This is a genomic window from Halobacillus sp. Marseille-P3879 (assembly GCF_900240285.1).
Classification (GTDB): Bacteria; Bacillota; Bacilli; order Bacillales; family Halobacillaceae; genus Halobacillus_A.
Window position 1 is genome coordinate 922,021 of the sequence record NZ_OESS01000001.1, and the last position, 26,293, is coordinate 948,313.

At 40.4% G+C, this 26,293-nt stretch carries 27 protein-coding genes and 1 riboswitch; of the genes, 23 read left to right on the plus strand and 4 right to left on the minus strand.

Annotated features, from left to right (window positions below; all coding sequences use genetic code 11):
• The first annotated feature begins 33 nt into the window (after positions 1 to 33).
• Positions 34 to 1,362 (plus strand): YjiH family protein, encoded by a 1,329-nt coding sequence (locus C1A12_RS04605; RefSeq protein ID WP_101842660.1) that lies wholly within the window; start codon positions 34 to 36, stop codon positions 1,360 to 1,362.
• 176 nt (positions 1,363 to 1,538) lie between these two features.
• Positions 1,539 to 2,099 carry a DJ-1/PfpI family protein gene (locus C1A12_RS04610; protein ID WP_101842661.1) on the plus strand — a complete coding sequence of 187 codons (561 nt, stop codon included), beginning with the start codon at positions 1,539 to 1,541 and terminating at the stop codon, positions 2,097 to 2,099.
• A gap of 111 nt (positions 2,100 to 2,210) precedes the next feature.
• On the opposite strand, the gene C1A12_RS04615 is transcribed toward C1A12_RS04610, so the two are convergent.
• Both C1A12_RS04615 and ggt read right to left on the minus strand, forming a co-directional pair.
• Positions 2,211 to 2,405, minus strand: a complete 195-nt coding sequence (locus tag C1A12_RS04615) for a hypothetical protein (RefSeq protein ID WP_101842662.1) — start codon at positions 2,403 to 2,405, stop codon at positions 2,211 to 2,213.
• A gap of 238 nt (positions 2,406 to 2,643) precedes the next feature.
• A complete protein-coding gene (gene ggt, locus C1A12_RS04620) occupies positions 2,644 to 4,407 on the minus strand; it encodes a gamma-glutamyltransferase (RefSeq protein WP_101842663.1) in 1,764 nt (587 codons plus the stop codon).
• 339 nt (positions 4,408 to 4,746) lie between these two features.
• Between ggt and C1A12_RS04625 the strand changes: the two genes are divergently transcribed.
• The 12 genes from C1A12_RS04625 (at position 4,747) to C1A12_RS04685 (ending at position 14,290) form a co-directional block, all read left to right on the plus strand.
• A complete protein-coding gene (locus C1A12_RS04625) occupies positions 4,747 to 4,995 on the plus strand; it encodes a hypothetical protein (protein ID WP_101842664.1) in 249 nt (82 codons plus the stop codon).
• Between the two features lie 135 nt (positions 4,996 to 5,130).
• Positions 5,131 to 5,307 (plus strand): glycine zipper family protein, encoded by a 177-nt coding sequence (locus C1A12_RS04630; RefSeq protein WP_101842665.1) that lies wholly within the window; start codon positions 5,131 to 5,133, stop codon positions 5,305 to 5,307.
• Positions 5,308 to 5,428: 121 nt separating this feature from the next.
• Positions 5,429 to 5,650 carry a DUF3953 domain-containing protein gene (locus tag C1A12_RS04635; RefSeq protein WP_101842666.1) on the plus strand — a complete coding sequence of 74 codons (222 nt, stop codon included), beginning with the start codon at positions 5,429 to 5,431 and terminating at the stop codon, positions 5,648 to 5,650.
• Between the two features lie 64 nt (positions 5,651 to 5,714).
• Complete coding sequence (locus C1A12_RS04640; RefSeq protein WP_145997032.1) at positions 5,715 to 6,086, plus strand: hypothetical protein; 372 nt, start codon at positions 5,715 to 5,717, stop codon at positions 6,084 to 6,086.
• A gap of 578 nt (positions 6,087 to 6,664) precedes the next feature.
• The gene (locus C1A12_RS04650) at positions 6,665 to 6,946 is read left to right on the plus strand and encodes a hypothetical protein (RefSeq protein WP_101842669.1); all 282 of its coding nucleotides are present in this window, start codon (positions 6,665 to 6,667) and stop codon (positions 6,944 to 6,946) included.
• A gap of 92 nt (positions 6,947 to 7,038) precedes the next feature.
• Positions 7,039 to 7,326 carry a hypothetical protein gene (locus tag C1A12_RS04655; RefSeq protein ID WP_101842670.1) on the plus strand — a complete coding sequence of 96 codons (288 nt, stop codon included), beginning with the start codon at positions 7,039 to 7,041 and terminating at the stop codon, positions 7,324 to 7,326.
• Between the two features lie 502 nt (positions 7,327 to 7,828).
• Entirely contained in the window at positions 7,829 to 8,518 is a 690-nt protein-coding gene (locus tag C1A12_RS04660) for a response regulator transcription factor (protein WP_101842671.1), read from the plus strand.
• A 1-nt stretch (position 8,519) separates the two neighbouring features.
• The gene (locus tag C1A12_RS04665) at positions 8,520 to 9,524 is read left to right on the plus strand and encodes a sensor histidine kinase KdpD (RefSeq protein ID WP_101842672.1); all 1,005 of its coding nucleotides are present in this window, start codon (positions 8,520 to 8,522) and stop codon (positions 9,522 to 9,524) included.
• Positions 9,525 to 9,621: 97 nt separating this feature from the next.
• Entirely contained in the window at positions 9,622 to 10,305 is a 684-nt protein-coding gene (locus C1A12_RS04670; protein WP_101842673.1) for an ABC transporter ATP-binding protein, read from the plus strand.
• Positions 10,302 to 12,884 (plus strand): ABC transporter permease, encoded by a 2,583-nt coding sequence (locus tag C1A12_RS04675; protein WP_101842674.1) that lies wholly within the window; start codon positions 10,302 to 10,304, stop codon positions 12,882 to 12,884. Before C1A12_RS04670 ends, C1A12_RS04675 begins: the two co-directional genes overlap by 4 nt.
• Positions 12,885 to 13,120: 236 nt before the next feature.
• Positions 13,121 to 13,474 carry a DUF2200 domain-containing protein gene (locus tag C1A12_RS04680; RefSeq protein ID WP_101842675.1) on the plus strand — a complete coding sequence of 118 codons (354 nt, stop codon included), beginning with the start codon at positions 13,121 to 13,123 and terminating at the stop codon, positions 13,472 to 13,474.
• A 246-nt stretch (positions 13,475 to 13,720) separates the two neighbouring features.
• The gene (locus C1A12_RS04685; protein ID WP_101842676.1) at positions 13,721 to 14,290 is read left to right on the plus strand and encodes a GbsR/MarR family transcriptional regulator; all 570 of its coding nucleotides are present in this window, start codon (positions 13,721 to 13,723) and stop codon (positions 14,288 to 14,290) included.
• A gap of 296 nt (positions 14,291 to 14,586) precedes the next feature.
• Here C1A12_RS04685 and C1A12_RS04690 read toward each other — a convergent pair whose 3' ends face one another.
• Entirely contained in the window at positions 14,587 to 15,609 is a 1,023-nt protein-coding gene (locus C1A12_RS04690; protein WP_101842677.1) for a DUF3231 family protein, read from the minus strand.
• A 282-nt stretch (positions 15,610 to 15,891) separates the two neighbouring features.
• Positions 15,892 to 15,993: riboswitch (guanidine-I (ykkC/yxkD leader) on the plus strand.
• A gap of 59 nt (positions 15,994 to 16,052) precedes the next feature.
• On the opposite strand from C1A12_RS04690, the gene C1A12_RS04695 reads away from it, so the two are divergent.
• Both C1A12_RS04695 and C1A12_RS04700 read left to right on the plus strand, forming a co-directional pair.
• Positions 16,053 to 16,391, plus strand: coding sequence for a multidrug efflux SMR transporter (locus tag C1A12_RS04695; protein ID WP_101842678.1), 339 nt, complete (start codon positions 16,053 to 16,055; stop codon positions 16,389 to 16,391).
• On the plus strand, positions 16,391 to 16,705 hold the full coding sequence (locus C1A12_RS04700) for a multidrug efflux SMR transporter (protein WP_101842679.1): 315 nt from the start codon (positions 16,391 to 16,393) through the stop codon (positions 16,703 to 16,705). The genes C1A12_RS04695 and C1A12_RS04700 overlap by 1 nt, the downstream gene beginning before the upstream one ends.
• A gap of 106 nt (positions 16,706 to 16,811) precedes the next feature.
• Here C1A12_RS04700 and C1A12_RS04705 read toward each other — a convergent pair whose 3' ends face one another.
• Positions 16,812 to 17,924 carry a glycerol dehydrogenase gene (locus C1A12_RS04705; protein WP_101842680.1) on the minus strand — a complete coding sequence of 371 codons (1,113 nt, stop codon included), beginning with the start codon at positions 17,922 to 17,924 and terminating at the stop codon, positions 16,812 to 16,814.
• A gap of 157 nt (positions 17,925 to 18,081) precedes the next feature.
• Here C1A12_RS04705 and C1A12_RS04710 point away from each other — a divergent pair, with 157 nt between their 5' ends.
• The 7 genes from C1A12_RS04710 (at position 18,082) to C1A12_RS04740 (ending at position 26,271) form a co-directional block, all read left to right on the plus strand.
• On the plus strand, positions 18,082 to 19,470 hold the full coding sequence (locus C1A12_RS04710) for a PLP-dependent aminotransferase family protein (protein WP_101842681.1): 1,389 nt from the start codon (positions 18,082 to 18,084) through the stop codon (positions 19,468 to 19,470).
• A 115-nt stretch (positions 19,471 to 19,585) separates the two neighbouring features.
• Positions 19,586 to 20,884, plus strand: coding sequence for an MFS transporter (locus C1A12_RS04715; RefSeq protein WP_101842682.1), 1,299 nt, complete (start codon positions 19,586 to 19,588; stop codon positions 20,882 to 20,884).
• A 22-nt stretch (positions 20,885 to 20,906) separates the two neighbouring features.
• Positions 20,907 to 21,272, plus strand: a complete 366-nt coding sequence (locus C1A12_RS04720; RefSeq protein ID WP_101842683.1) for a hypothetical protein — start codon at positions 20,907 to 20,909, stop codon at positions 21,270 to 21,272.
• On the plus strand, positions 21,232 to 23,565 hold the full coding sequence (gene helD / locus C1A12_RS04725; RefSeq protein WP_101843286.1) for an RNA polymerase recycling motor HelD: 2,334 nt from the start codon (positions 21,232 to 21,234) through the stop codon (positions 23,563 to 23,565). The genes C1A12_RS04720 and helD overlap by 41 nt, the downstream gene beginning before the upstream one ends.
• Before the next feature lie 257 nt (positions 23,566 to 23,822).
• Positions 23,823 to 24,098 (plus strand): autorepressor SdpR family transcription factor, encoded by a 276-nt coding sequence (locus tag C1A12_RS04730; RefSeq protein WP_101842684.1) that lies wholly within the window; start codon positions 23,823 to 23,825, stop codon positions 24,096 to 24,098.
• Positions 24,095 to 24,727: an SdpI family protein gene (locus tag C1A12_RS04735; protein ID WP_101842685.1), complete on the plus strand. Its 633-nt coding sequence runs from the start codon at positions 24,095 to 24,097 to the stop codon at positions 24,725 to 24,727. The genes C1A12_RS04730 and C1A12_RS04735 overlap by 4 nt, the downstream gene beginning before the upstream one ends.
• A 263-nt stretch (positions 24,728 to 24,990) precedes the next feature.
• Entirely contained in the window at positions 24,991 to 26,271 is a 1,281-nt protein-coding gene (locus C1A12_RS04740; RefSeq protein ID WP_101842686.1) for a histidine--tRNA ligase, read from the plus strand.
• Positions 26,272 to 26,293: the final 22 nt, after the last annotated feature.

Sequence of the window (26,293 nt, forward strand, 5' to 3'; positions counted from 1 at the left end):
TTTTCCTAATATTGTGAAATTGGAGGTTTTATTATGGAGCAAAGAAAAGCAACTGTTTCACAAGATCAGCACTTAAAGCACAGAGGAAACATCAGTAAATTCTTTATCATGAGTTTGATCGGTATCTTTACCTTTTTTATGCCTATAACAATTGACGGCAACTCGTCCATCCCGCTTGATCATATGGTCACTTTTCTCCAAACGACTTTTCCTGAACTTATCCCTTACTATGCCTTGATTGTCATAATTCTTGGTGCGATTTATCCTTTTATCAACAAATCCTGGAACAAAGATGGAGTAAACGTGACACTATCCCTCTTTAAAATTCTCGGTGTGGTCGCAGCAGTCATGCTTGTCGTCGATGCAGGTCCTGCCTGGCTGTTTGATCCGAATATGGGCCCCTTTCTGTTTGAAAATCTCGTCATTCCCGTCGGACTATTAGTCCCAATCGGCGCTATATTCTTGGCGTTGCTGGTTGGATACGGGCTGTTAGAGTTTATTGGTGTTCTCCTGCAGCCCGTCATGCGGCCGATTTGGAAAACGCCGGGGCGCTCTGCGATCGATGCCGTAGCCTCTTTCGTAGGAAGTTATTCGATAGGACTATTGATTACGAACCGTGTGTTCAAAGAAGGAAAATATACGATCAAGGAAGCGACGATCATCGCCACAGGTTTTTCAACGGTATCGGCCACCTTCATGATTGTCGTAGCAAAAACTCTCGGCCTTATGGAAATCTGGAATACCTACTTTTGGGTCACCCTCTTTGTAACCTTTCTTGTAACCGCGATTACCGTACGTATCTGGCCTTTAAATAAAATCAGCGACGACTATTACACCGAGGAAGGACATCCGGAAGAAGTGATCAAAGAAAACCGTATCAAGGCAGCCTGGCAGCAAGCGATGGAAGCATCCAGGCAGGCCCCTTCTCTTGGCAGGAACATTGGGCTCAATTTAAAAGACGGCTTTATTATGACCATGGCTATTCTTCCCTCGATCATGTCCGTCGGTTTGCTCGGACTGGTCCTAGCGGAATATACCCCTGTATTTGATATTGTAGGTTATATTTTCTATCCATTTACATGGGCCCTGCAGATCCCTGAGCCATTACTGGCTGCTAAAGCTTCAGCGATCGAAATTGCAGAGATGTTCCTGCCTGCTCTGTTAGTTGCGGAAGCTCCGCTCATTACAAAGTTTGTGATCGGAACCTTGTCCGTATCAGCTGTCTTGTTCTTCTCCGCTTTGATTCCGTGTATCCTGTCCACGGATATTCCCATCAGCATTCCAAAGTTAATCATCATCTGGATCGAGCGCACGATCTTAACGTTGATCATCGTCACGCCAATTGCCTATCTGCTCCTTTAGATGAATGACAACATATTACCGTGCTCATCCTTAACTTTTTACCAAATATCCAGTAAAATAAATATGTCTGAATATTCAAAAATAAACTCGCGAGGGGATGATCATATGAAAAATTCAAATAAGGTGGTACCCAGGTAACTTGTCCTTAAGTCTAAAACTATTGAGGGGTTGACGAGTTGAAAGCATTATTCTTCTTATATGAAGGGTATGTGGATTGGGAGATCAGCCCTCTGTCCTACATGCTCAACATTTCCGACGTCGATATTCACACGACGGCATTAAGTGATGAAGTTACACACCAGGGGAATTTCACAGTTAAACCTGATCTGAAAATGGAAGCATGCGAACCTGCTGACTACGATATTTTGATCATTCCCGGCGGTGAGCCTGCCCCCTTTGATCAGGATGAACGAGGGTTGAACCTCATCAAGAGTTTTGATAAGCAGGGGAGAAAGATCGCAGCCATTTGCGGAGGGCCGGCCTTCCTTGCAGCAGCAGGCGTCCTTCGAGAAAGGAAATTTTCAACATCCATTGATGATAATCCTCAGTATGCACACTATTTTAATGAAGACTTCATGAGTGAAAAAGATGTGACGGTAAGCGAAAACTTAATTACCGCTGAAGGAAATGCCTATATCGAATTTTCTATTGCTGTTGGAAAAGCATTGGAGATCTTTGAAGACAGAGAAGATGAGTTAGAAACGGTATTGTTCTTTAAAAATCAATTAAGAGGATAACACTGCTGTTTGGTCAACCTTTTGGGTTGGCCATCTTTTTATGGAGAAGTTCCGGGCACTATCACAGTATATGAGCCTCAGCAGTAATATCAAAAACGGACTCCCGAGTTGTCAGGACTCCGTTACAGCTTGTGGAGAAACCCCTGTTTCTCCACAAGCTTTTTTCTTGCCGCCAGGAGCGAAAGCCCCTTCCCTTTTTAGCGGACGAGCGCCCGAGCTTCCTCGCGAAACCCACGCTTGGCGATCTCGGCTCACTCGTTCTTCCGCAGGAGTGGAAGGGGGCCGCTCCTTAGAATTTCTTTTCATAGAGAAAAAGACTCTCCTTCATATGGGTCATCTTGGATAGTTTATGGACAATCTCCTTCATGTTCGGGTAGGCAGCTGTCATCAGCACTTGTTTCGAAAACATTTTCCTATCCGGACGAGCGACAATAAATCAGCCTATCCCGTTCTTTAGTGTACGGAAAGATCAAACTTAAGTAAAAATGCCAAAAATTAAAGCTGTCGAGAACTTTCTCGACAGCCTTGTTTTTTTGCAGAGGTGTTATTTATTTTTTCCTGCTGTTTTGTCTAGCCCAATGGCTGTACCGGCCCTTGATGAATCGGCTGCACCTTCGTAACTGCCGTCTTCAAGAACTCTTACAGCCTGTACGTTCCCAATTTCTCCTGGGCTGCTCTGCCATTGGTGTCCCCAGTCTTCCATTGTAGCTCTCGCATTATCCGGAATGCCCTCTTCCCACCTAATTTGAGGATAAGAGGCACTGTATATTCTCGGTTCCTCTATCGCATCCTTCAACGGCATATCATAATCGATTACATTAACAAGCGTTTGAAAGACAGAAGTGATGATCGTAGGGCCGCCAGGGGAACCCAGCGACAGATAAGGTTCACCGTCTTTAAACACCATGGTAGGCGTCATGCTGCTCATCGGTCGTTTGTCAGGCTCCACCTGGTTAGGTCCTCCCGGGATTGCATTGAAATCCGTTAACTCATTATTCAGCATAAAACCGTATTCCGGCACCATAATCCCAGTCCCGAATACCTGCTCAATCGTTGTCGTATAGGACACGTGATTCCCCCATTTATCCGCTACACTAAAATGGGTGGTCTCCCCAATTTCACGGTCGTCCTCACTACTGGCTGCAGGCTCTGAATCCCCGCCTTGATAATCCCATGGGTCACCTGGTTCGATATTATCATTAGCCTGACCCAGTTCGATAAGGGAAGCTCGTTCTGCTAAGTATTCTTCATTTAACATTCCTTCCATCGGTACATCCACAAACTGCGTATCTCCAATATAAGCATTTCGATCAGCATAAGCGAGGTGCATCGCTTCTGCCATTAAATGATATTTTTCAGGTGATCTTACATCATATTCACTTATATCAAATCCTTCAAGCATTTTGAGCATTTGAAGAACAGTCAGGCCTCCAGAGCTTGGCGGCGGCATTGAAGCAATTTCGTAGCCCCGGTAAGTCCCCGTTACAGGCTCATCTATTGTAAGTTGATAGTTCTCAAGATCATCAGATGTCATAGTGCCGCCAAAATCCTGAACCGTATCTGCAAGAGCCTGTCCAATTTCACCTCCGTAAAAAGCATCTAAGCCGTCTTTACGAATGAGTTTAAATGTATCGGCCAGGTCTTTTTGGACAAGCTTTTCTCCTTCCTGTAAAGGCTCACCCCCAGGTAAAAAGACATCTTTTGCTGCGCTTCTTGATAATTCATATTGATTATCATCAATGGCTTCAGCCAGAACACTATTTACTTCTACCCCATTTTGTGCAAGTTTAATGGCGGGATTGATTAATTGATTGAAAGGCCGGGTCCCCCATTCGTCATAGGCTGTCATTAAGCCTTTTAACGTCCCGGGAACCCCGACAGCATCCCCGGTAATATGTCGTTCGGAAAAGGGAATAACATTACCGTTCTCATCAAGGAACATATCCGGCTCCGCGCCAGCGGGAGCACGCTCACGGCTGTCAATGATCGAGACATCGTCCTTCTCAGCATCATACACCATCATAAAACCTCCACCGCCAATGCCTGACATCATCGGTTCGGCCACGTTTAGCGCAAGCTGTATAGCAATTGCTGCATCCATGGCCGTTCCCCCTTTACGGAGAACCTCTGCACCAATTTCCGAGGCAGCCGGGTGAGCAGTGGCTACCATTCCTTCCCCTCCATAAGCTACTTCATCGTCAGAATGATGAGGAGGACCCTTAGCAAAAGCCCCGGCCGGCAGTGCTGTAGTGAACAAAAGGACAACCAACACGATAAATGACCAGATTCGTACTCGTTTTACATTCAATAAAATTCTCCTCCTTTCTATATTATTCTACATTTTACAGAAGATTCTGAATGCTATATATAGACGATACCTCTCAATTATTTCAATTTAATGCGGCAACTTCATTCGCTTTTCTCAAACTTACAGTAAGAATAACTCAATAAATCGACACTATTTTTCTTTCTCTCTTATAAAAATTCACACATCGACAGCTGTTTTCTAGGTAAAAGGAAATGGAGTGTTTATGTAAAATCTTAATAGAATGCTATGATACATCAATACTCTTAAAGAAGAATTGCACAATTTGACAGATATTGTAACAATGAAGAAGAAAGGAAATCTCATGAGGGGGGATTAGTCATGAACAAATATGGAGGTTTTTCCATTCTAATGGTTGCGCTTAGTATTCTTGCATTTTTTGTATTAAGGGGGCCAAACGCAAACTTATACTTAATTATTGTCATTCTTAGTGTTTTTTCTGTTTTAGGAATTGTCTTAGCAGTTTTATCGAAGAAGTTAGTTGCAGTAACCCTCGGTATCTTTCTTAATGGAGGATTATTAGTGTTTACATATCTGCTTCTATTAACACTTGGAATGAGTGAACCATGAGTTTAGAAAAACATTACGTCAAGGCTTCATATATACGGGAGAGATAGCTGCACAGTGGCTGTCGCTTATTGTGTTAACAGAGCAGGGTTGTTGGAGAGCAAAAGCTAGTAAAATGATCAATGGGGGAGGTAAATGATGAGCAAAAATAAAAAAACAACACGAGACACTTATCTAGCATTTGGACTTGGTATAGGGTTACCTTTAGGAGCAGTACTTGGATTAATTATATTTGATAACCTGGCAATTGGAGCTGGTATAGGTTTGGTTTTCGGAATAGCAATAGGCACAGCAATTGACTCTAATAAAAATTAAAAATACTTATCCATTCTTCCGTTAACGGGAGCTAATCTTAAAGAGGTGTTTAATTCGACCTTGTTCAAGAAAAGGTCGGGATATTACAGGAATTAATTTTATTTTTAGAGGGGGAGTACTGGTGAAAATACTTAGAATAATTTTAGCAATTATTATAGTTGCTATTTCCAGTTATGGGTTGATAACTGGAACTATTGGAATAGTATTACCTTATGTTTTGCTGTTAGTGGGTGGAATGCTTCTTATTATGGGGGTTAATGAATTTCAGAAACGAAAACCAATTGCTTTCACATCATTTCTTGCCGCTGGATTTAGTTTTTTTGTTGGGTTTTATACTTTATAAAGTAGTCGGGCGCAATAATTTTTAACTTACAGAACAGTTTTATTGAAAAAAGTATAATAAGGGAGTGGTTATCATTGGATTTTCAATAATATTTTTAATGATCTTAGCCATGATTGCAATTTTAACGTCAATAATTACTGCATTTTTAGCTGTTAGAAAAAATAAGGAAGGAAATCCCCCTCGAAAAATTTCTTATGGAATATTAGGGCTGTTGGTTTTTCATTGGTTATTTTTCTTAACTAGTGGTTACTCATTATTACCAACGAACTTTGCAGACGTCGTATTTATGCCTGTATGGCTGGTGTTGTGTGTTGCAGGGTTGTTTACAGCTATATATGAATGTAAAAATAACATAGGTTTTGCTATCCCGGTTGCTGGCTTAACAACTATTAGTTTATTATTTAGTATTTTCATTAACGGGATATCGAAAATGTAAATCTTGCATTATACTCAATTATCCCAGGTGCGAAAGTAAATAATTCCCTGAGATATATCTCTGTATACAAGTCTAAAGTAGTTTCAAAAATAACTGATCTTTTGAAATGGATAGGAATAGAGATTGGAGAGAATCTTCATTAGACAAACAACAATTCATGTTATAAACATTATATTAATTCTTCTTCTGTTAGTGGTAGGAGCTGTCATGTGGTTTGGGCTTCATTTTGTACCGCAGCCTGATCCTTATACAGCTGAATACATAGCTATTAGTATAATTTACATGTTGTGGGCTGTAAGCTACTGGTTTCAGTTTAAGATAAGCACTACTAAAAAAATTATCTTATTTAATTTTGCAGTAATTATATTGGTTGTATTGTATATATTTTTTATTTACTATCCAATATCGTTTTTGGAGTATTTTCTAGAATAAAGTCTTCAGAAGTTATTTTGAGGAGCATTGTGGAAGATTTGAATCCGAGTAGATACCACTTTTGAAACTAAATTGTATTAGTTTCGTATTGTGTTATGAGAGATATCATATAGAGGAGAAAAAGATGGCTAAAAGGAGAGATTCTTATGATGCTTTATGGACCTTTATTAGTATCTTTAATACCTGGAATCATTGCATTGACGCTTACGTGGTGGTTCAGTAAAAAGGGCTTTTCCCTATTTATCAAGATGGTACCTGGATGCTTTTTAACTATTGCTGCTGCCATTCTCTTTTATAACGGTTTTGTTAACATCAGAGGCTTTGAAGGTGCAGCTTATGGTATTCTTAGTTTCTTTTTAATCATTTTCTCCATTATATCTTTTGCGATGGGAGTAAAGGTGAAAGAGGGCTTATCTTCAACAAGATAAGCCTTCTAATTTTTGTGAATAAGGATTGATAAGTTTCGGTTATCAATAAGAAGGATCTTACATGCAGTTAGTTTATTAGAAGGGGAGTTTATATGCGTATTTTTTCAGTTCTTATACTTCTTTTGTGGCCAATCGTGGCAGGATGCAGTGATGAGCAAACTCAAACCAAAGATAAGGAAAGTTTTCCAACTGAAGAAGCAGCATTAACCCATTTTATTGAGAATGAAAGTCCAAGAGATGATATTGAAAGAGTACAAACTTCACAGGGAAGTGAATTATTTATAGTCCGTTCCGGGAATCATCAATATAGTGTATATGATAGGGCAAATGAAAATGATGAGCATTCTGTAGAGAAATTAACCGCAACCTTGTCTCCATAATACGAACTCAGGCGGTGCTGAATTTACTTCCTCTAGAGGAGAGGAATACACTTTTCTGGTAGCAAAGAAGCAGGAAGGTTTGGCCAATACCACTAAACCGCAAAATGAGTTTCATCCCATTTTTTCTGATGATGCTTTCCTGGCATTAAGTAGCGGGCACAACCTTGATAAAGCTCAGAGTGGAGAAGCTGCAAATGTTATCCAAGCTACTGAGACATTACAAGATGACTCTTCCAGATAGACCGGTTATCTCATAACCTTCTGTCATTATTGAAGATTCATCTTGTTTTCAAGTAATTGAGATAAACAGGAAGGATAATACATAGTGCAACAATACGAGTTATTATAAATTCAGATGTACAAGTTATAATTATATTGAGGTTTCAATTCCTAAATAAACGTGTTCCTGAACAAGAAATAATTTGTAGTCATACACCAGGAAACAAATAGGGTTATTACAAATACACCCTCAATTTTTTATACCAAAGTTAGGGGGAGAACGGTGAAGATATTAGTAGTGGAAGATGATAAAACCATTGCTTCAGGACTTGAATATACGTTCCAGAACGAAGGATACGAAACCGTCATGTGCCCAGACGTCGACACCGCTATGAAAATGATAGACGAGCATGTGAACGAACTGGATTTATTCTTGTTAGACTTATCGCTCCCTGATGGCAGTGGGTATGAGTTATGTGAGGCAGTGAAAAAACGTGCAGACAAGCCTGTTATTTTTTTGACTGCCTTTGATGATGAAGTCAATGTAGTGATGGGATTGGATATGGGAGCAGATGACTACATTACGAAGCCATTTAGGATCCGGGAGCTGCTTTCGAGGATAAAGTCCGTGACGCGTCGATATCATAAACACTCCCAACCGTCATCCAGTAGTTATATAGATATTGGTCCTATTCGTGTCCATACTGCAGAAGGCAAAGTATACAAGAATGGTGAGGAAGTATTAATGACAGCGTTGGAGTATCGGCTTTTATTGATTTTTACGAATCATATTGGCCAGGTGCTAACAAGAACACAATTGCTTGAGTGGATTTGGGATGTAGCTGGCGATTTCGTTAATGACAATACGCTGACGGTCTACATTAAGCGGCTGAGAGAAAAACTTGAGGATGATCCTCATCATCCGAAAATTATTAAAACCGTTCGTGGAATGGGATACAAGGTCGGTGGTTAAGGTGTTGAGAAATCGGGAGATCCAGGTTCTTATTGGCATTTTAAGTTTAGTGATTTTGCTGGGAACGGTGATAGCGGCATACTTTTTTTCGACTGCGGCTGCGGTATTTCTCTTTATTGTTTCTGCTTTACTTGTAATGATTACCTGCCTGTTCACCGCCTGGCGTTATCGTGAAATCGAAAAGTTATCCGATTATTTAAGAAAAATACAAAGCGGGGATTACAGTCTGGATCTTCGTGACAATCATGAAGGCGAGCTTAGTATTTTAAAAAACGACATTTATAAAGTCACATTAATGCTTTCAGAACAGAGTGAGTATTTACAAAAGGATAAAATGAATTTAACAAATGCGATCTCAGATATCTCCCATCAATTAAAGACCCCGCTTACATCAATGATGGTCATGTCCGACCTGCTGAGTGATGTCGAGCTTAGTGACATGAAGCGTATAGAGTTTACTAAAAATATCCGTATTCAATTAGAGAGAATTGAATGGCTTGTTTTGTCACTATTGAAGCTTTCAAAGATTGATGCTGGTACTCTTCCATTCCATAAGGAAAAGGTACAGGTAACGGACGTGATTAACAAAGCCATGGAGCCTGTTCTTATCCCAATTGATGTTAAACAATTATCCATAAATATAACAGGAGAAGAGCAGGTGTCATTTACAGGGGACTTCAACTGGACGGTTGAAGCTCTTCTCAATATTATGAAAAACGCCGTAGAGCATACAGAAGGAAAAGGCGAGATTAACATCACCTTTACTGAAAATGCCTTGTTCACAGAAATTACCATACAGGATTCGGGAAAAGGAATTTCTAAAGAAGACCTTCCTTACATATTCAAGCGTTTCTATAAAGGGAAAAATGCCGGAGAAGACAGTGTCGGCATCGGTCTTGCCATGGCATACAGCATCATCACCAACCAGAATGGAGATATCGAAGTCAGCAGCGAGGAAGGGGAAGGGACCCGGTTTCAAGTGAAATTTTATAAACAAGTGATTTAATGATCTCCAAGGTGACTAAATTGTCACTTAACAGTCACCGGAGAGTCATTTTAGACAGATATACTGAAAGCACCAAGGACAACATGGAGGTTAACGTATGGAAATTTTAAAAATAGAAAATCTGTCTAAAGTGTATGGAAAAGGGGAAACCGCGGTCAAAGCCCTTGATGATGTTTCCTTTTCAGTCAATAAAGGAGAATTTGTTGTCATCATTGGCCCTTCTGGATCAGGGAAGTCTACTTTGCTGCATCTTCTGGGTGGTGTTGATAAGCCGACAAGCGGCAAAGTAAGCGTCGATCAAACAGATATGTATGGACTCGATGAAACACAGCTTGCTATTTTTAGAAGAAGACAAATCGGATTAGTTTATCAATTTTATAATCTGATTCCGATATTGACGGTTAAAGAAAACATCACGCTGCCGATGCTATTGGATTCTAAAAAAGTAGATCAAACCCAATTGAATGAGATTGTTGATATTCTAGGACTTGAAGAGCGATTAAATTACCTGCCGAACCAGCTTTCTGGAGGACAGCAGCAGAGGGTTTCCATCGGCCGAGCTTTATTCAGTAATCCATCTATTATGCTTGCAGATGAGCCGACAGGGAATCTTGATAGTAAAAACAGTGATGAAATTATGGAACTGTTAAAAATGTTCAATAAAACCTACAAGCAAACCTTGTTGGTCATTACTCATGATGAACGTATTGCTTTACAAGCCGACCGTGTCATTTCAATAGAGGATGGAAGGATCGCCAAAGATGAGGTGATTCGTCCATGAATATTGTCAATAAACTGACATTGCGCCATATGAGGGAGAACAAACGTCGATCTCTCGTTACCGTCATTGGTGTTATTATTTCGGTAGCCATGGTGGCAGCTGTTGCCACGCTTTCCGTATCTTTTCTGGACTTAATGAAGCGACAGACCATTTCCCAGGATGGAGAATGGCATGTCCAGTATGAGAATGTGGATGCTGAACAACTCAAGGCTATCGAGAATGACGAAGAGACAAAAAAACTCATCGTCGAAAATGATCTTGGGTATGCAGAAATGGAAAACTCAGAAAATCAAAGCAAGCCATATGCTTTCATTAAAGAATACAATGCTCAAGGTTTATCGCAATTTCCTATTCAAATAAGTGAAGGTCGTCTGCCTAACGAGCAAACGGAAGTGATGATATCCGAAGCCATGTTGGAGGATGGAGAGTTGGATTATGAGATAGGGGATCAACTGACCTTAGAGGTTGGCCAAAGGTACAATGAAGGTGTACAAGAGCCTTTAACACAGCAGGACCCCTTACAATCCAATGAAAATGGAGTTACTGAGAACATTCAAGTCGAATCAACCGAAAGCTTTACCATCACAGGAGTCATGGAACGTCCAACTTGGGAACCATCGTGGGCCCCTGGCTATACAATGGTCAGTTACATGAATCAAAGCCAAGTGGAATCAGCACAAAACGTCGATGCTGTTGTAGTGTTAAAAGATGTGAATCGTTCGTTATATGAGCATGCGGAGTCGCTGGCTGAGAAACATAACATTGAGAAGGTTTCTTTTAATAATGAACTTCTTCGTTATTATGGAGTATCTTCGAGAGATAACTTGAACCGTACAATGCTGATGCTGGCTGCCGTTATCATGGCTGTGATTATCACCGGCTCTATAGCATTAATTTATAATGCGTTTGCCATCAGTGTTTCAGAACGGACAAGACATTTAGGCATGCTTTCAAGTGTAGGGGCAACCAAGAAACAAAAACGGAATTCTGTATTATTTGAAGGGGGAATCATCGGACTGATCAGTATCCCCATCGGGTTATTAGCTGGGGTAGGTGGAATCGCCATCACTTTTTCCTTCATAAATTCTTATCTTGAAGGGGCACTGGGAATTCCACAAAAGCTCGATGTAGTGGTGACCCCGGTCTCTATTGCTGCCTCTTGCGTTATTTCGATGGCAACGATTTTTGTATCTTCTTATCTGCCGGCAAAAAGAGCGTCAAATATCTCTGCCATTGATGCGATCCGTCAAAGTCATGATATCAAATTATCCAAAAAGGCCGTCAAAACTTCCCCGCTGGTAAGGAAAATCTTCGGGATTGAAGCGGAAATCGGTTTAAAAAACATGAAAAGGAATAAGCGAAGGTACCTGGCCACGGTCTTTTCCCTGGTCGTCAGTATTGTTCTTTTTTTATCCGTTTCTTATTTCACAAACAACTTAAAAAAATCTTATGAAATTTCACAGGAAGAAATCAATTTTGACATTCAGGTATCAGGCAGCAGCCAATTGGAAAAATCAGAGTTAGAGCCGTTAACCCAGCTAAAAAATGTTACAGATTCAATAATCATCGAGCAAGTGGATTTGAATACACTCGTGGATCCCGATTCAATTGCTGAGCCGTTGAAGGATGATGTTCAACAAAATGATGATGTGCTTGAAAATGGAAAATATCCCTATTATGTTGTGCTTCATGCGTTAGATAAAGAAAGCTTTAACAGCTATTTGCAAAAAGCCGGGATCGATGGGGAACAGCTTCAAAACGGAGACCATCCTGGTGTGATTGTGATTGATAAAATCAGCTATGAAGACAGTGAAACTAGAAAATTCCGAGAGACCAAATCCATCGACACGACGATTGGCGAGGAAATCAATTTGTACTCTATGAATCACGAAACAGAAGAAAAGGATTCTATAAATAAAGTAGAGGTCGGTGCATTAACGGACGCTGTTCCAATGGGGGTGAATACGTCCTATCCTGGCGGGGTGGATCTCGTGGTGTCGTCGGAAATGATGGATGAGATAATCACTGAACCCATTGGTCAAAAGAGGACGTCGATGTACATGAACAGTTCCGATCCTATGGCTACCCAGAGTGCTTTAGAAGATGCGAAGAAATCAGAGATGAATGTGTATAATGTGCATCAGGAACGAAAGCAAAATGAGCAGGTTATCATGTTTTTATCCATCTTTGCTTATGGATTCATTGTTTTGATCTCAGCGATTTCCATTGCAAATATATTCAATACGATTTCCACAAGCATCTCGCTGAGGAAACGCGAATTCGCCATGTTGAAGTCTGTAGGAATGACACCCAGAGGGTTCGATAAAATGATCAACTATGAAAGTATATTCTATGGAGTCAAAGCCCTTCTCTATGGCTTGCCGGTCGGGTTCATTGTTATGATTCTGCTCCACTTATCCTTTAAGAATACTTTTGACTATGGCTTTTTAGTGCCATGGTGGAATATTCTTTTTGTTATTGTAGCTATCTTTTTGATTGTAAGCGCAGCTATGCTGTATTCGATTAAAAAAATCAAAAAGGAAAATATTATTGAGACATTAAAGCAAGAAAACGTTTAAGGAAAAAGCAAAATGAATTCCGGCAAATTAGGTTTTTAATTTAGTAATCAATTTAATACTTTTACTATATGGGGCGAATACTTAGTGGAGTATTCGCCCCTATATTGTCTCAGAGCAGCATAATTGAATATAAGTTGGGGTTAAGAGAGATATATTAGAGTATGTCCCAGGTCTAACCTAAGAAAATGATATAATTAGAAGAATCAATCAAAAATACATGAAAGGGAGGATCTGCCATGACGAAACACAAGATTTATACAATGAGTTTCTCAAGTGTCTATCCCCATTATATTACGAAAGCAGAGAAAAAAGGACGTACGAAAACAGAAGTCGATGAAATCATTCGCTGGTTAACAGGGTACAGCCAGGAAGAGTTAGAAGCGCAACTGGAAAAACAGACAGACTTTGAGACCTTCTTCGCGGAAGCTCCACGGCTGCATCCTTCCCGGGCTGTGATCAAAGGTGTGATCTGTGGTGTACGAGTGGAAGACATTGAAGAACCAACTATGCAGGAAATTCGCTATTTGGATAAGATGATCGATGAGTTAGCAAAGGGAAAAGCGATGGAGAAGATCTTGAGGGATTCATAATTATATATGATGGAAAAGAGTCAGGTAAATAACAGCCTCTTCCTATTATGTTTCCCAACTCATAAAACGAACAGGAACCACCGCAGAGGCAGAAGGTTTAATGTAATGATACACTTACCGTATGAAGATAATTACAGTGTGATGAAATTGGGGTAAATTCCTTCTATTGTTTAAATAGGAATCATTAGAAAACATTTGTAACAGTTACAATAAATTGCCCCATATAAAGAGAAAGGGGAGAGAACGATGGACGAGAAAGGACAGCTGTCCACTGAATCAAAAATAAACGATGCTGAGAAAGAAGTCATTAATGCGATTGCTGAAACGATGGATTTGTATGGGATCACCCCGTCAATTGGCCGACTCTATGCCACAATGTATTTTAAACGAGATTCAATGACCCTTGATGAAATGAAAGACGAGCTCGGCATGACGAAACCTAGTATGAGCACAGCGGTCAAAAACTTACAAGAGATCAACATTGTCCGGAAGGTATGGCAAAAAGGCTCCAGGAAGGACCACTTTGTGGCTGAAAAAAACTTTTTCAATTATTTCGGCCGATATTTTGGAAGTAAATGGAGAAGAGAAGCAGAAATAAACCTTTACGCTATAAAACAGGCAGAGTATCAACTTCAAGAAATAGTAGAAGATGGAAAGGTCGAAGAAGATTTATATGAAAGAGCCAAACTGGACCTTGAACAGTTAGAGGAGTACAAGACATATTGTTACTGGCTTGAAAAGCTTGTAGATTCAATCGAAACTGGTGAGATCTTTGACTTCTTGCCGGTGGATCATCAAAGGTCTGATTCCAAGTAATGGCTAGGATTGTAAAATTAATTAAAGAATTTTAAATAGGCTCGACCAAATGTCTAAAGCGCAACAAATTATCATTTTAAAATCACCGAAAGAAGTTCGAGAATTTCTAGCAAAATTAGGATAACAACTGGTCGCAGCTAATCAAAAGTTTTAATTCTAGATTTCAATATAAGAGGGAGCGGGGCTGAAAACCAATCAGATGATTTCAGCTCTTTCTTTGTACAGAACGGTAATTTCTCCAATAAGTCTATGCTGCCGCCGTTGAAAAGACTGAAGTATTCATAGCGTGAATATAATTATTTAGTCTTTTTTGTTTTAGCGAGCTTATGCTTATCGATCGTTCCAAACGGCTCTTCAAGCCAACCATTACGTACCATAATATCACCGCCATCTTTCGCATATCGAGCAATCTCTACAGATAACCGTTCATAATTTACCATAAGGTCATTTCTTTGACTGGCTGCGGCCGCAGTTGCATAGTTACCTGCTCCAGCCCCGCTTAATAACCCCATATGAAAAAGGATAAGCTTATCTGAAAATGGTGCCTTCGTGGAATCAGTAATACTTACATCTGATGGGGCAGGAGCCTGAAGGTCATTATCTATAAGTAATTTCGTAAAGATATTAATATGTTTCTTTGAAATATCAGCCCCTCGTAACAACCATTTTTGAACCTCTTCATTAGGTGATGTTTGAGCAAAACTAAGCGCTAGTTTATTCCCTATCACGTTGGTTTGAATATTCATGAACAAATGAGATATTTCAATTGTATTTAATGGTCGTTGACTGCCGAGCAACGTATACCCATTAAAATATTTTTTTGAGTCTGCGTAGTCTGTTTTGGTTGGATAGGCAACATATGGAGAACGAACGAATAGACCTTTGGAGAGAAGCACGTTTGAACTATTATCATATAAATCAGAGGTTTCTTGTAGTCCTTCCATAAAGTAACTTCTTATGTCTTCGCGGGCACTCATCGCAATAAAGCTGCTGTAAGCAAGTAATCCTACCTTAGCCATGTGATTGATATAACTAAGCATAAATATGTCTGTGTAAAGTCTCGGAGCATTTAAATTTAAATCCTCTTCTTCTGTAAACCCAGCAGGAACAGGTAAATCCTCACCCAGGAAGATATCGGTTAATTTCCCTAAATGGGTCGATGAAAGGTCATAAGAGAACTGGACGACAGACCGAATATCTTCATCTTCCACATATTTCAAAAAATGGCTTAATATGCAAGCGGACAAAGAATCATTCATATAAGAAGTCCATATAGAACTTAATTCAGAAGAAGTTAACTGCATATGGTTGTGAGTCATAAAGGCATCCTCCAATAGATAAAAATTTTCAGGTATGTATATTCTTTGCAATAAAGGCTGAATTATTAATAAAAAGCTAGGTGCTTTGGATTTGAGTTTTCCATAAGAGAGCGATTATTCAATTGTAAGTAATTTTTTAGGTAAGAGGGATAAACTGAATGATTTCTGTGCAGGAACTTGAGATGTTCTATAAGGGAATGGACCAGCAAAACTTTGATAAGGTAAAGAACTGGCCTTGATTCCGAGGTTCTATAGTGTTAAATTGTACTCAATTAAATAAAACTAATGGTTTTCTAGGGTTCCGTAATTTCATTAAATTAGTCTGGTCCGAGAGAAAACACACAGTTTTATTCTGTGACACGGAAGGACAAAAGCCTGGGAGATACTGTTTTTACAGTGGTCTCTCAGGCTTTTTTATTTACTTGGAAATGGAGGAGTAAATCGTGAACAAGAACTGGATTAAAGTTTTTATTGCTGCTTTTTTTGAAGTCCTCTGGGTGATTGGGCTAAAACATGCAGATAGCTTTTGGGCCTGGTCGGGGACAGTTGTTGCTATAGTTATCAGCTTTTACTTTATGATTATGGCAGGGAGAAATCTTCCTGTAGGAACGGTATACGCGGTTTTCGTAGGACTAGGGACGGCAGGTACGGTTATTTCAGGAATTGTATTTTTTGATGAACCTTTTCAATGGGCGAAAATGATTTTAATATTCTTTTTGTTAGCGGGGGTTATAGGCCTGAAAGTAGTGACAGGTAATAATGAAGAAGGGGCTGCGTCCTAATGGCATGGATCTCACTAATCATTGCAGGGATATGCGAAATGTTTGGGGTGGTGATGATCAACAGGGTTCACAAGTATCGTAATTGGCAGTCCGTGATGCTCTTGATTGTTGGATTCGGAGCTAGTTTTATCTTCCTTGCCCAGGCAATGAAAACATTGCCTATGAGTACAGCGTATGCTGTATGGACAGGAATTGGTGCATCGGGCGGAGCTATATTAGGGATGTTTCTATATGGAGAACCAAAGGATCTGAAGAGAATTGTTTTTATTGCTATGGTATTAGGGGCTGCGATTGGTTTGAAGTTGATTTCATAACCTTCACTAACAGAAAGGAAATCCGGTTGAATCTTCCTTTCGCGTGGGCAATGATTTATTTAGATATGAAAAAGCTGGGGAACTTCTCCCCAGCTTCTTGTGTGGGTCACTCTATTTCCAACATTCCTTTGAAGCTTCTGGCATATTGATCGGCAGCCATAATCGCATCAGCCACTTCATCAGCTGTTACTGAAAAGGCTTGATGGATCGTTTCTCCTTCGGCTGTTGCGGCTTCTGCTACTTTGAGAATGTCATCTTTAGAGACATCTTTTAATTTGATATCTTCTAAAGTAATAGGGAGACCAAGGCTCATATATAACGCCATGTATTGTTCGATTTCTTCTTGAGGATGTTCTTCCATCGTTAATTGAACAAGGGTGCCGAATGCTACTTTCTCTCCATGGGCGAGGTGATGGATTTCACCTTCCAGAGCGGTGAATCCGTTATGAATCGCATGGGCAGCACCTAGTCCGCCACTTTCAAACCCAAGGCCGCTGAGAAGGGTGTTAGCTTCAATCACATTTTCCAGAGCTGGCGTTACTACTTGACGTTCGTTCGATTGGTAAGCGAGTAAAGCATAATCAAATAGGACTTCTTCACATTTTTCTGCTATGGCCTGGGCAGCGAGTGTCGTTTGTCCTCCTGCCATCGTATTACCGCTGTTGTTGACCACACTTCTCACCTCAACAAGTGTAGCCAGGGCATCTGCAATACCGGAAGCCAGGAAACGCGGCGGAGCTCCTGCTATGATTTTAGAATCTAGTAACACGAGGTCTGGATTTTTGTTATAGAAACGATAGGATTCAAACACGCCTTCATCTGAGTAAACAACGGAAAGTGCGCTGGTAGGAGCGTCTGTAGATGCAGTTGTAGGAACGATGACCATAAAACCTTGAACCTCATCCGCAACGGCTTTTGCTGTATCCAGCGTTTTACCTCCACCAACGCCAATGACAATTGAAGCTTCAGCCTCCTTCGCAATACCAGCAATTCGATCCATTTCTTTAGGAGATGCTTCGCCATTGAACACGACATTCTTCGTATGGATGTTTGCTTCATTTAGATGACCTGTGACGTCATCTCCTGCAATTTTCCATACTGTTTCGTCTGCCATCACAACAGCAGTTTCACCAACCCCTTCTAAAAGTTCTCCAATGTTTTGAATGGCGTTTCTACCTTGTACATATTTCGCCGGGCTGATAAATATACGTTCCTTCATCAATAATCCCTTCCTTTTTTAATCGATTATAATTGTTATCTTCCCTTGTGCTTAAGAGTGTTAAACCAACGTCACCGCGTTCCTGTTTTTACTTGAAACCGAGTACTTGTTTTATAAATGCCGCAGCCATATAATTTTCATAAAAAGGATGGGGATTATGCCGATTAATTCTTTTGAAAACTATCCGATGAGCTGGAAGCCCTCCATCGATAAAACCAAAAAGCCGATCTATCAAGTACTTGCAGATCAGTTAAAACAGGACATATTGCACGAAGTTTTATTACCTGGCACAAAACTTCCCCCGCAGCGAGAACTGGCCGATTATTTAGATTTAAATTTGAGTACCATTTCAAAAGCGTTTAAAGTGTGTGAGTTAAAAGGCTTATTAAGTGCCTCGGTTGGAAAGGGTACGTTTATATCCTATGATGCGTTATCGAATGCTTATTTACTGGAAGATACGAAGCCGCAGCATTTAATTGAAATGGGAGCGACCGTGCCAGATGATGCTTCCTACGAGCCGCTGCATGCCGAACTGAAAAGTATGCTGGAAGAGCCGGATTATGAAAAATGGTTTGGTTACGGTCGGGCAGGAGAAAATCTTTGGCAAAAGGATGCTGCGGTAAAGCTCATGCGAAGGGGAGGGTTTGAAACAACAGCTGATCGCATTTTATTTACAAGCGGCGGTCAGAATGCGATTGCCGCCTCACTTGCGAGTCTTTGCCAGTCTGGAGATCGTATTGGTGTTGACCCTCATACTTATCCGGGGTTAAAAACGGTTGCAGCGACACTAGGTGTACAATTAGTACCGATTAAATCAGAGAACTATGCAATGAGTCCGGCAGCCTTTGAATATGCATGTAATAATGAAAATATTAAAGGCCTTTACTTGATCCCGGATTATCATAATCCGACAGCTTGCCGTATGTCAGTGGAGAACAGAAAAGAGATTGCAGCTATTGCCCAAAAGTATAGTCAGTTCATTATTGAAGATGCGGCGTATCATCTCCACAACGAAAAATCACTTCCGCCAGTTGCCGCATTTGCGCCGGAACAGGTCATTTATATTGCAAGTTTATCGAAATCAATAGCACCGGGGTTACGACTCGCCTATGCAGCGGTGCCGGATCAATTTAAAGAGCTGATTTCAAGGGCCCTTTATAATTTAAATGTATCCGTTTCTCCGTTATTAACAGAATTGGCAGCACGTACTATTGTATCGAATCAGTTTGAAGTCATAATTAAGAGCCATCAGGAACAAACCATTCGCAGAAACCAAATCGTCAATAAATATCTGGCAGACTATACGTATTTCGGTGCAGAAACAGGCATCTTTCATTGGCTGCTTTTACCAGACCGGATTACGGGTGCTGAATTTGAAAGCTTAGCGGCACAGCAAGGGGTACAGGTGTATGCGGCTGAACGATTTGTCGTTGGAAATAGTAGGCCGGACAGGGCTGTAAGAGTTGCGGTCTGTGCACCAGAAACGCTCGATGAGCTTGAGGAAGGATTGAGTATTCTTAAACATTTACTAACCGAACTTACTTAAAATTGTTCGCCACACAATTAAAATATTGTTTGGTTTTATACGGTGTGCTAAGCTGATTGAAATCTAGTTGGATAATATGAAATAGAATTAGGTTTCTTGAGAGGCAGGTTAGAATGTGTTACAAGATCGTGAAACAAAGTTAGATGTTCAATCCGCTTGGCTACAAGCCTACATTAGTTCTTCAGAAAAACAACACCAATTATATAAAAGAACCTTAGTGGTGGTTGTTCTATCCCAAATTTTTGGAGGGGCCGGACTTGCAGCAGGAATAACAGTGGGAGCACTTCTAGCGCAAGATATGTTAGGAACAGACAGCATAACGGGGCTTCCGACCGCGTTATTTACTTTAGGCTCAGCAGGGGCTGCGTTGCTTGTGGGACGACTTTCTCAGCGATTTGGGCGTCGATTCGGCCTTACGACAGGATTTTTGGCTGGTGGTATCGGTGCGCTTGGCGTCGTGATGGCAGCTTTAACGAACAGCATTCTCCTTTTATTTACTTCACTGCTCATTTACGGGGCTGGAACAGCTACAAATTTACAAGCACGTTACGCAGGAACTGACTTGGCCAGCTCAACGCAAAGGGCAAAAGCTGTCAGTATGGCCATGGTTTCGACTACATTCGGTGCTGTGGCAGGTCCTAACCTGGTTGGTGTAATGGGGGAGTTTGCGCAATCCGTAGGAATTCCTGCTTTAGCTGGTCCCTTTATATTAGCTGCCGCAGCTTATATACTAGCTGGTTTGGTTTTCTTCATTTTACTTCGCCCTGATCCGTTTATTGTGGCAAGAGCGATATCAGAATATCAAAGCACAACCAGTAAGGTAGAGAAAAATTCTAATTTGCTGATGACAAACAGGCGGGGCATTTTAGCGGGTGCTGCAGTAATGGTTCTAACTCAATTTGTTATGATTGCAGTGATGACGATGACTCCTATACATATGGGACACCATGGTCATGCTCTAAAAGAAGTGGGGCTTGTGATTGGCTTTCACATAGCTGCTATGTTTTTGCCTTCTTTAGTCACTGGTTATCTAGTTGATAAAATTGGCCGTGCTTTTATGGCCGTTGCTTCTGCGGTTACACTGCTTGCTTCTGGCATTCTAGCTGCTATGGGACCTGCTGATTCGATGGCAGTACTCATTACAGCACTGGCTTTACTTGGACTTGGCTGGAATTTTGGTTTGATCAGCGGTACAGCCATCCTTGTAGATTCAACTCCCCCACCTACACGGGCCAGGACGCAGGGTTCTGTAGATGTGGGGATTGCTTTGGCTGGAGCATTAGGAGGAGGCGTTTCCGGACTGGTGGTAGCCCACTATAGTTATCCAGCCCTTTCCATTGCGGGGGCTGGACTTTCCTTACTGGTTATTCCCATCGTTATTTGGGCCGGTATCAACCGAAAGAATAAGGTCTGACAATAACTACAGAGCATGTCTGTTGCTGGATGCACAACGGTTTGATTTAAAAGAAAGTATGGCACGCACCGAGCAAATCGCATCCTTTATGGACCTAACTCTAAGAAATAAACACACACGTGATTTTAAACGAAAAAAAACAGCTGTGCTTAATTGCTCAGCTGTTTTTTTAATTCAAAAGCTAAAAAATCAGAGAAATCTATATTGCTTAAAAAAAGAAATTGTGGTAATTTTAATAAGTGACTCTTTTTATTTTAATGTGGATATAATTATTCCTATTATAATTATAATGCAATATTTTTCTGGAGTCAACCCCCCTAATCTGCATTTTTTAAGGAGTGGTTTTTCTGACCAAAGAAATTCGGAAAGAGCAGGAGTATTTGGATAAGGTAATGAGAACCATTGGCGGGCAAATTAACGAGATGGAAGCAGATGCGGCGAAGCGGAAAGAAGAAGTGATCCACATCCGTAAGCACTTCTGGGATGACCTTAAAGTTAATATGGATACGTTTGACGATTATCTTGAAACGATTATTGGAATGAGGCAGCAGGCACAGGATCTGTCTGTAAGTCAAAGTACACACAGACATGCCTATAACAGGCTGGCGAGACTGAAACGAATAGAGAAATCTCCTTACTTCGGCCGGATTGATTTCGTTGAAGAGGGAAATGAAGTTACAGAGCAGATTCATATCGGCGTTTCGACAGTGACTGATGAAACAGAAGATAACATCCTTATTTACGATTGGAGAGCTCCGATTTCGAGCATTTATTATGATTATCCTCCCGGCCCGGCCGAATACACTATTCCTGATGGAGTCATCCGCGGGGAACTTGAGAAAAAGTGGCAGTATAACATCAGAAATGGCGTGATCGAATCGATGTTCGACACGAGCCTTACCATTGGCGATGAGATTCTGCAGGAAGTGCTCGGTAAAGGGTCCAATAAACATATGCAAAGTATAGTGGCCACGATTCAAAGAGAACAAAATAAGATCATTCGAAACATAAGTGGAAGACTATTAATTGTACAGGGAGCTGCGGGAAGCGGGAAAACATCAGCTGCCCTTCAGCGAATCGCTTATTTCCTCTATCGATTTCGAGAAAATTTAAAGGCCGATCAAATCATTTTATTCACACCTAATACGATGTTCAGCAACTATGTTTCTCACGTTTTACCTGAGCTTGGAGAAGAGAACATGCAGCAGGAAACTTTTCAAGACTATCTGGAATACCGGCTGGATCGCTCATTTGAAGTTGAAGATCCTTATGATCAACTGGAATATCTGCTCGAAGCTGCGGATGACCCTCTTTATCGTACAAGAAAAGCTAGTATTCAATTTAAAGCCTCATCCAGCTTTTTTGAAGGGATTAAAAGGTATCGAGAAACCTTAGAGTCAACAGGCATGATTTTTAAAGGGATCAAGTTTCGCGGTCAGTCTATCGTTTCCTCTAAACAAATCAAAGACTTTTTTTATAGTAACCATACCTCTCTCCGCTTTCATAATCGAATTGACAAGTTGAAAGAATGGTTAATGAGTGAGGTCGACAAAACGGAAAAAGCTGAAATGAAGAAGGCCTGGGTACAGGAAGAAATCGAGCTGCTCAGCAAAGATGAACTGCAGAAGGTATACAACCAATTAGAGAATTCTAATGAAGATTCCTTTGATTTTTATAAAAGAGAGAGAAAGATGCTTGCCCGTATGGTCGTGCGCAGGAGACTGCGCCCTTTACGTAAAAAAATAGAATCCCTTGAATTTATAAATATTAAAAGATTATACAAACAGCTATTTGAAGATTCTCTCAGCCTCAACCTCTGGGAAGAGCAAGATATTCCAGGCGAGTGGAAAGAAATCTGCTTTTTGACAAAAGACATGCTGGACGAAGGGAAGCTGTATCACGAAGATGCCACTCCATACTTGCTGCTGAAGGAACTCATCCAGGGTTTTCAATCCAACACTTCTATCAGATATGTACTTATAGATGAAGCGCAGGATTATTCTGTATTCCAATTCGAGTTTATCAAAAGGCTGTTTCCCAGGGCCAGGATGACAGTCCTCGGTGACTTTAACCAGGCCATATTCGCCCACTCTGATCATTTTGCAGACTTTGATTCGCTGACCAGCTTATACGGATCTGATGAAACAGAGCGCATCACATTAGAGCGCAGTTACAGATCCACAAGGCAGATTATTGAGTTTACCCGTGAACTTGTTCCAGAAGGTGAACAAATCAAGGCTTTTGACCGGGAGGGAGAGAAGCCGACGCTTACAAGGCTGCCTGACCATGATGAATTACACGAAGAAATCACTTCTAAAGTAGAATACTTGCAAAACAACGGTTTTCAAACGATTGCGATCATTTGTAAATCAGCTGCTGAAAGTTCATCGGCTTATCATGGTCTTCGTACCATAGACAATCTTAAACTCGTTAAGAAAAACACCGATGAGTATGCACAAGGGGTTATTGTTATTCCAGCCTACCTGGCGAAAGGGATTGAGTTTGATGCTGTCGTGATTTATAACGCCTCCAGCCAGGTATATGGAGAAGAGAGTCTTCGCCGGTTGTTTTATACAGCGTGCACTAGAGCTATGCATCACCTGCATATTTATAGTGTTGGCGAACCGAACCCATTTTTAAAAAACGTTCCTTCAGGAAGACTGCAAATGTCCCGTGAGTAAGAGGGATTGAGGAGCGCTGCTGCTCAAAATATTTCATTATAAAAAAGCCGCAAACCTGCAGGTGGAAAGGGTTTGCGGCTTTCCTTTTTTATTTGAAATCGATTGTCGGCGGAGTTTTATCCAGTACATTTGAAATTTTTGTTAATAAAGTATTGTCATAAAACATAAATTTGTATAAACTATGATTAGATATTTAGAAATTTATCTAATCATCTAATCAAATCTTTGTAAAATAAATGTAGATGAGAGGTGACACAATGTCTCTTAATGAAGCTTTCAAAGCATTATCGGATCCAACTCGAAGACAAATCCTAACTTTGTTAAAGGAAGACGAACTAACCGCAGGGGAAATCGCTTCTCACTTTAATATGCAAAAACCCAGCGTTTCCCATCATTTAAAACTATTAAAACATGCTTCATTAATTGATGATGAAAGAAGAGGCCAGCATATTTATTATTCTTTAAATATGACCGTTTTTCATGAATTAATGAGCTGGTATTTCACGTTTATTGAAAAGGAGGAGAAGAAATGAGGAAGTATGTATTCAGTTTAATTCTCATCGCAGTAAGCCTGGGGATAAGTGCGGCTGTGCTCCCGTACCTGCCAGACCAGGTAGCTATGCATTGGAATATAAATGGGGAAGCTGATCAGTTTTGGAACAAATCCTACGCAGTTTTCTTTGCACCGCTTTTAATGATGGCAATGCTTGGTTTATTTATTCTGCTGCCTAAGATCGATCCTAAAAAAGAAAACTATAAAAAGTTCTCAGGCAGCTATACGATTGTTGTGAATCTGCTCATCGTATTCTTTTTTCTGCTTCATATCGTAACAATGGGGTATAACTTAGGTTTTGCTATTGATATTTCTTTAGTCATTCTCATAGCAGTCGGGTGTCTGTTTATCATCCTGGGGAACTACCTGCCTCGAATTAAACATAATTATTTCATGGGGATCCGTACCCCCTGGACATTGGCGAATGAAAAAACTTGGAGAAAAACACATCAATTAGGTGGCAAAGTGTTTGTGACGGCAGGAGTATTAATAATTGCAGTTTCTTTTTTACCTGGACTTTTTAAATTTATCAGCTTAATGATTGTAATGGTCGTTATGCTCTTAGTTTTAACAGTTTCCTCTTATATATTTTTTAATAGATATCAATAAATCGTACGAAAGATAGATAAATGGTCGATGAAAGCATTTGAAAAAAACATCGATTTGCAGTATGATACGTTACAAGAAATTCGAGGTGAACAACATGGCATATAATATTTTCTGTTCACAACTGCATCATCATATGAATTAGCCTTGCTATTCGATTGAATAATCGTAAATAGGAAGGCTGTTTCTCATGAACCGCATTTGATTAAGTTCTACACTTAATTCAAGTGCGGTTTTTTTATATTTAAATAACCGGAGGGATAACGATGAAGAAAATGAATTATCAAAATGTAAAAGGCACCCAGGATTACCTGGGAAATGAAGAAGCAGTAAGAAGAAATATAAAAAGAACATTAGAAGATGTCTTTATCCAATATGGGTGTAAACCATTAGAAACGCCGATTTTAAATTATACAGAACTACTAGCTTCTAAGTATGGAGGAGGGGCTGAGATATTAGAAGAAATGTACACGCTGACTGATCGAGGAAAAAGGAATTTAGCTTTGCGGTACGATCTCACTATTCCGTTCGCTAAAGTTGCCGCAATGAACCCGGCTTTAAGAATGCCATTTAAGAGATACGAAATAGGCAAAGTGTTTAGAGATGGACCAATCAAAGAAGGGAGGTATCGAGAATTCACCCAATGTGACGTGGATATAGCAGGGGTGGATTCGCAGGCAGCCGAGGCTGAATTAATGACCATGGCTCTGGACGCGTTTAATAAACTGAATATAAGTGTGACCATTCAATATAACAATCGAAAGTTAATAGTCGGCATGCTTGAAGAATTCGGGCTGGAAGAGGAGATGACTAGTAAAGTAATCTTAGTCTTTGACAAGCTTGAAAAGGTTGGGGTCAATGCTGTCCTGACTGAACTGGCCTCACTGGGGATATCCAATTCATTAATTCAGCAGATAAAAGCATTTTTGACGGATAAAGGGAACACAACGGTCAGCTATTTTGAAGCCTTAGCTGAACGAAGTGAGCTTGTTAAACAAGGATTAAACGAGGTCCAAGAGCTCGAATCTTATTTAGACACACTCGGCGTGAAAGCACAGTGTCAATTTAACCCTTTTTTAGCAAGAGGATTAGAGATTTATACGGGAACCATTTATGAGATATTTTTAGCTGACAGATCTATCAATTCCAGCATTGGCAGTGGAGGAAGGTATGATAACGTAATAGGCGGTCTTATGGAGACCAATGAAAAATATCCCACTGTCGGTATATCATTTGGTTTAGATGTCATTTATGCGGCTTTAAGTAAAACGATAAAACAGCAGGAGATCACGGATGTAGATTACTATATAATCCCGCTCAATACCCTTAACGAATCATTACTAGCAGCAAAGTATTTTAGAAACCAAGGATTTAAAGTCGAGCTGGAGTTAAGTAATAAGAAATTAGGTAAAGCTCTTGATAAAGCAAATAAAGAAGGGATCCCTAACGTAGTTATCATAGGAGAGGAGGAGGTGCGAAAACATCAACTTAGAGTTAAAAATATGGATTCCGGCGAAGAAAGCATGAAATCCTTTGATTTTATATAAATGTGTTTTTCTTCATTAGAAA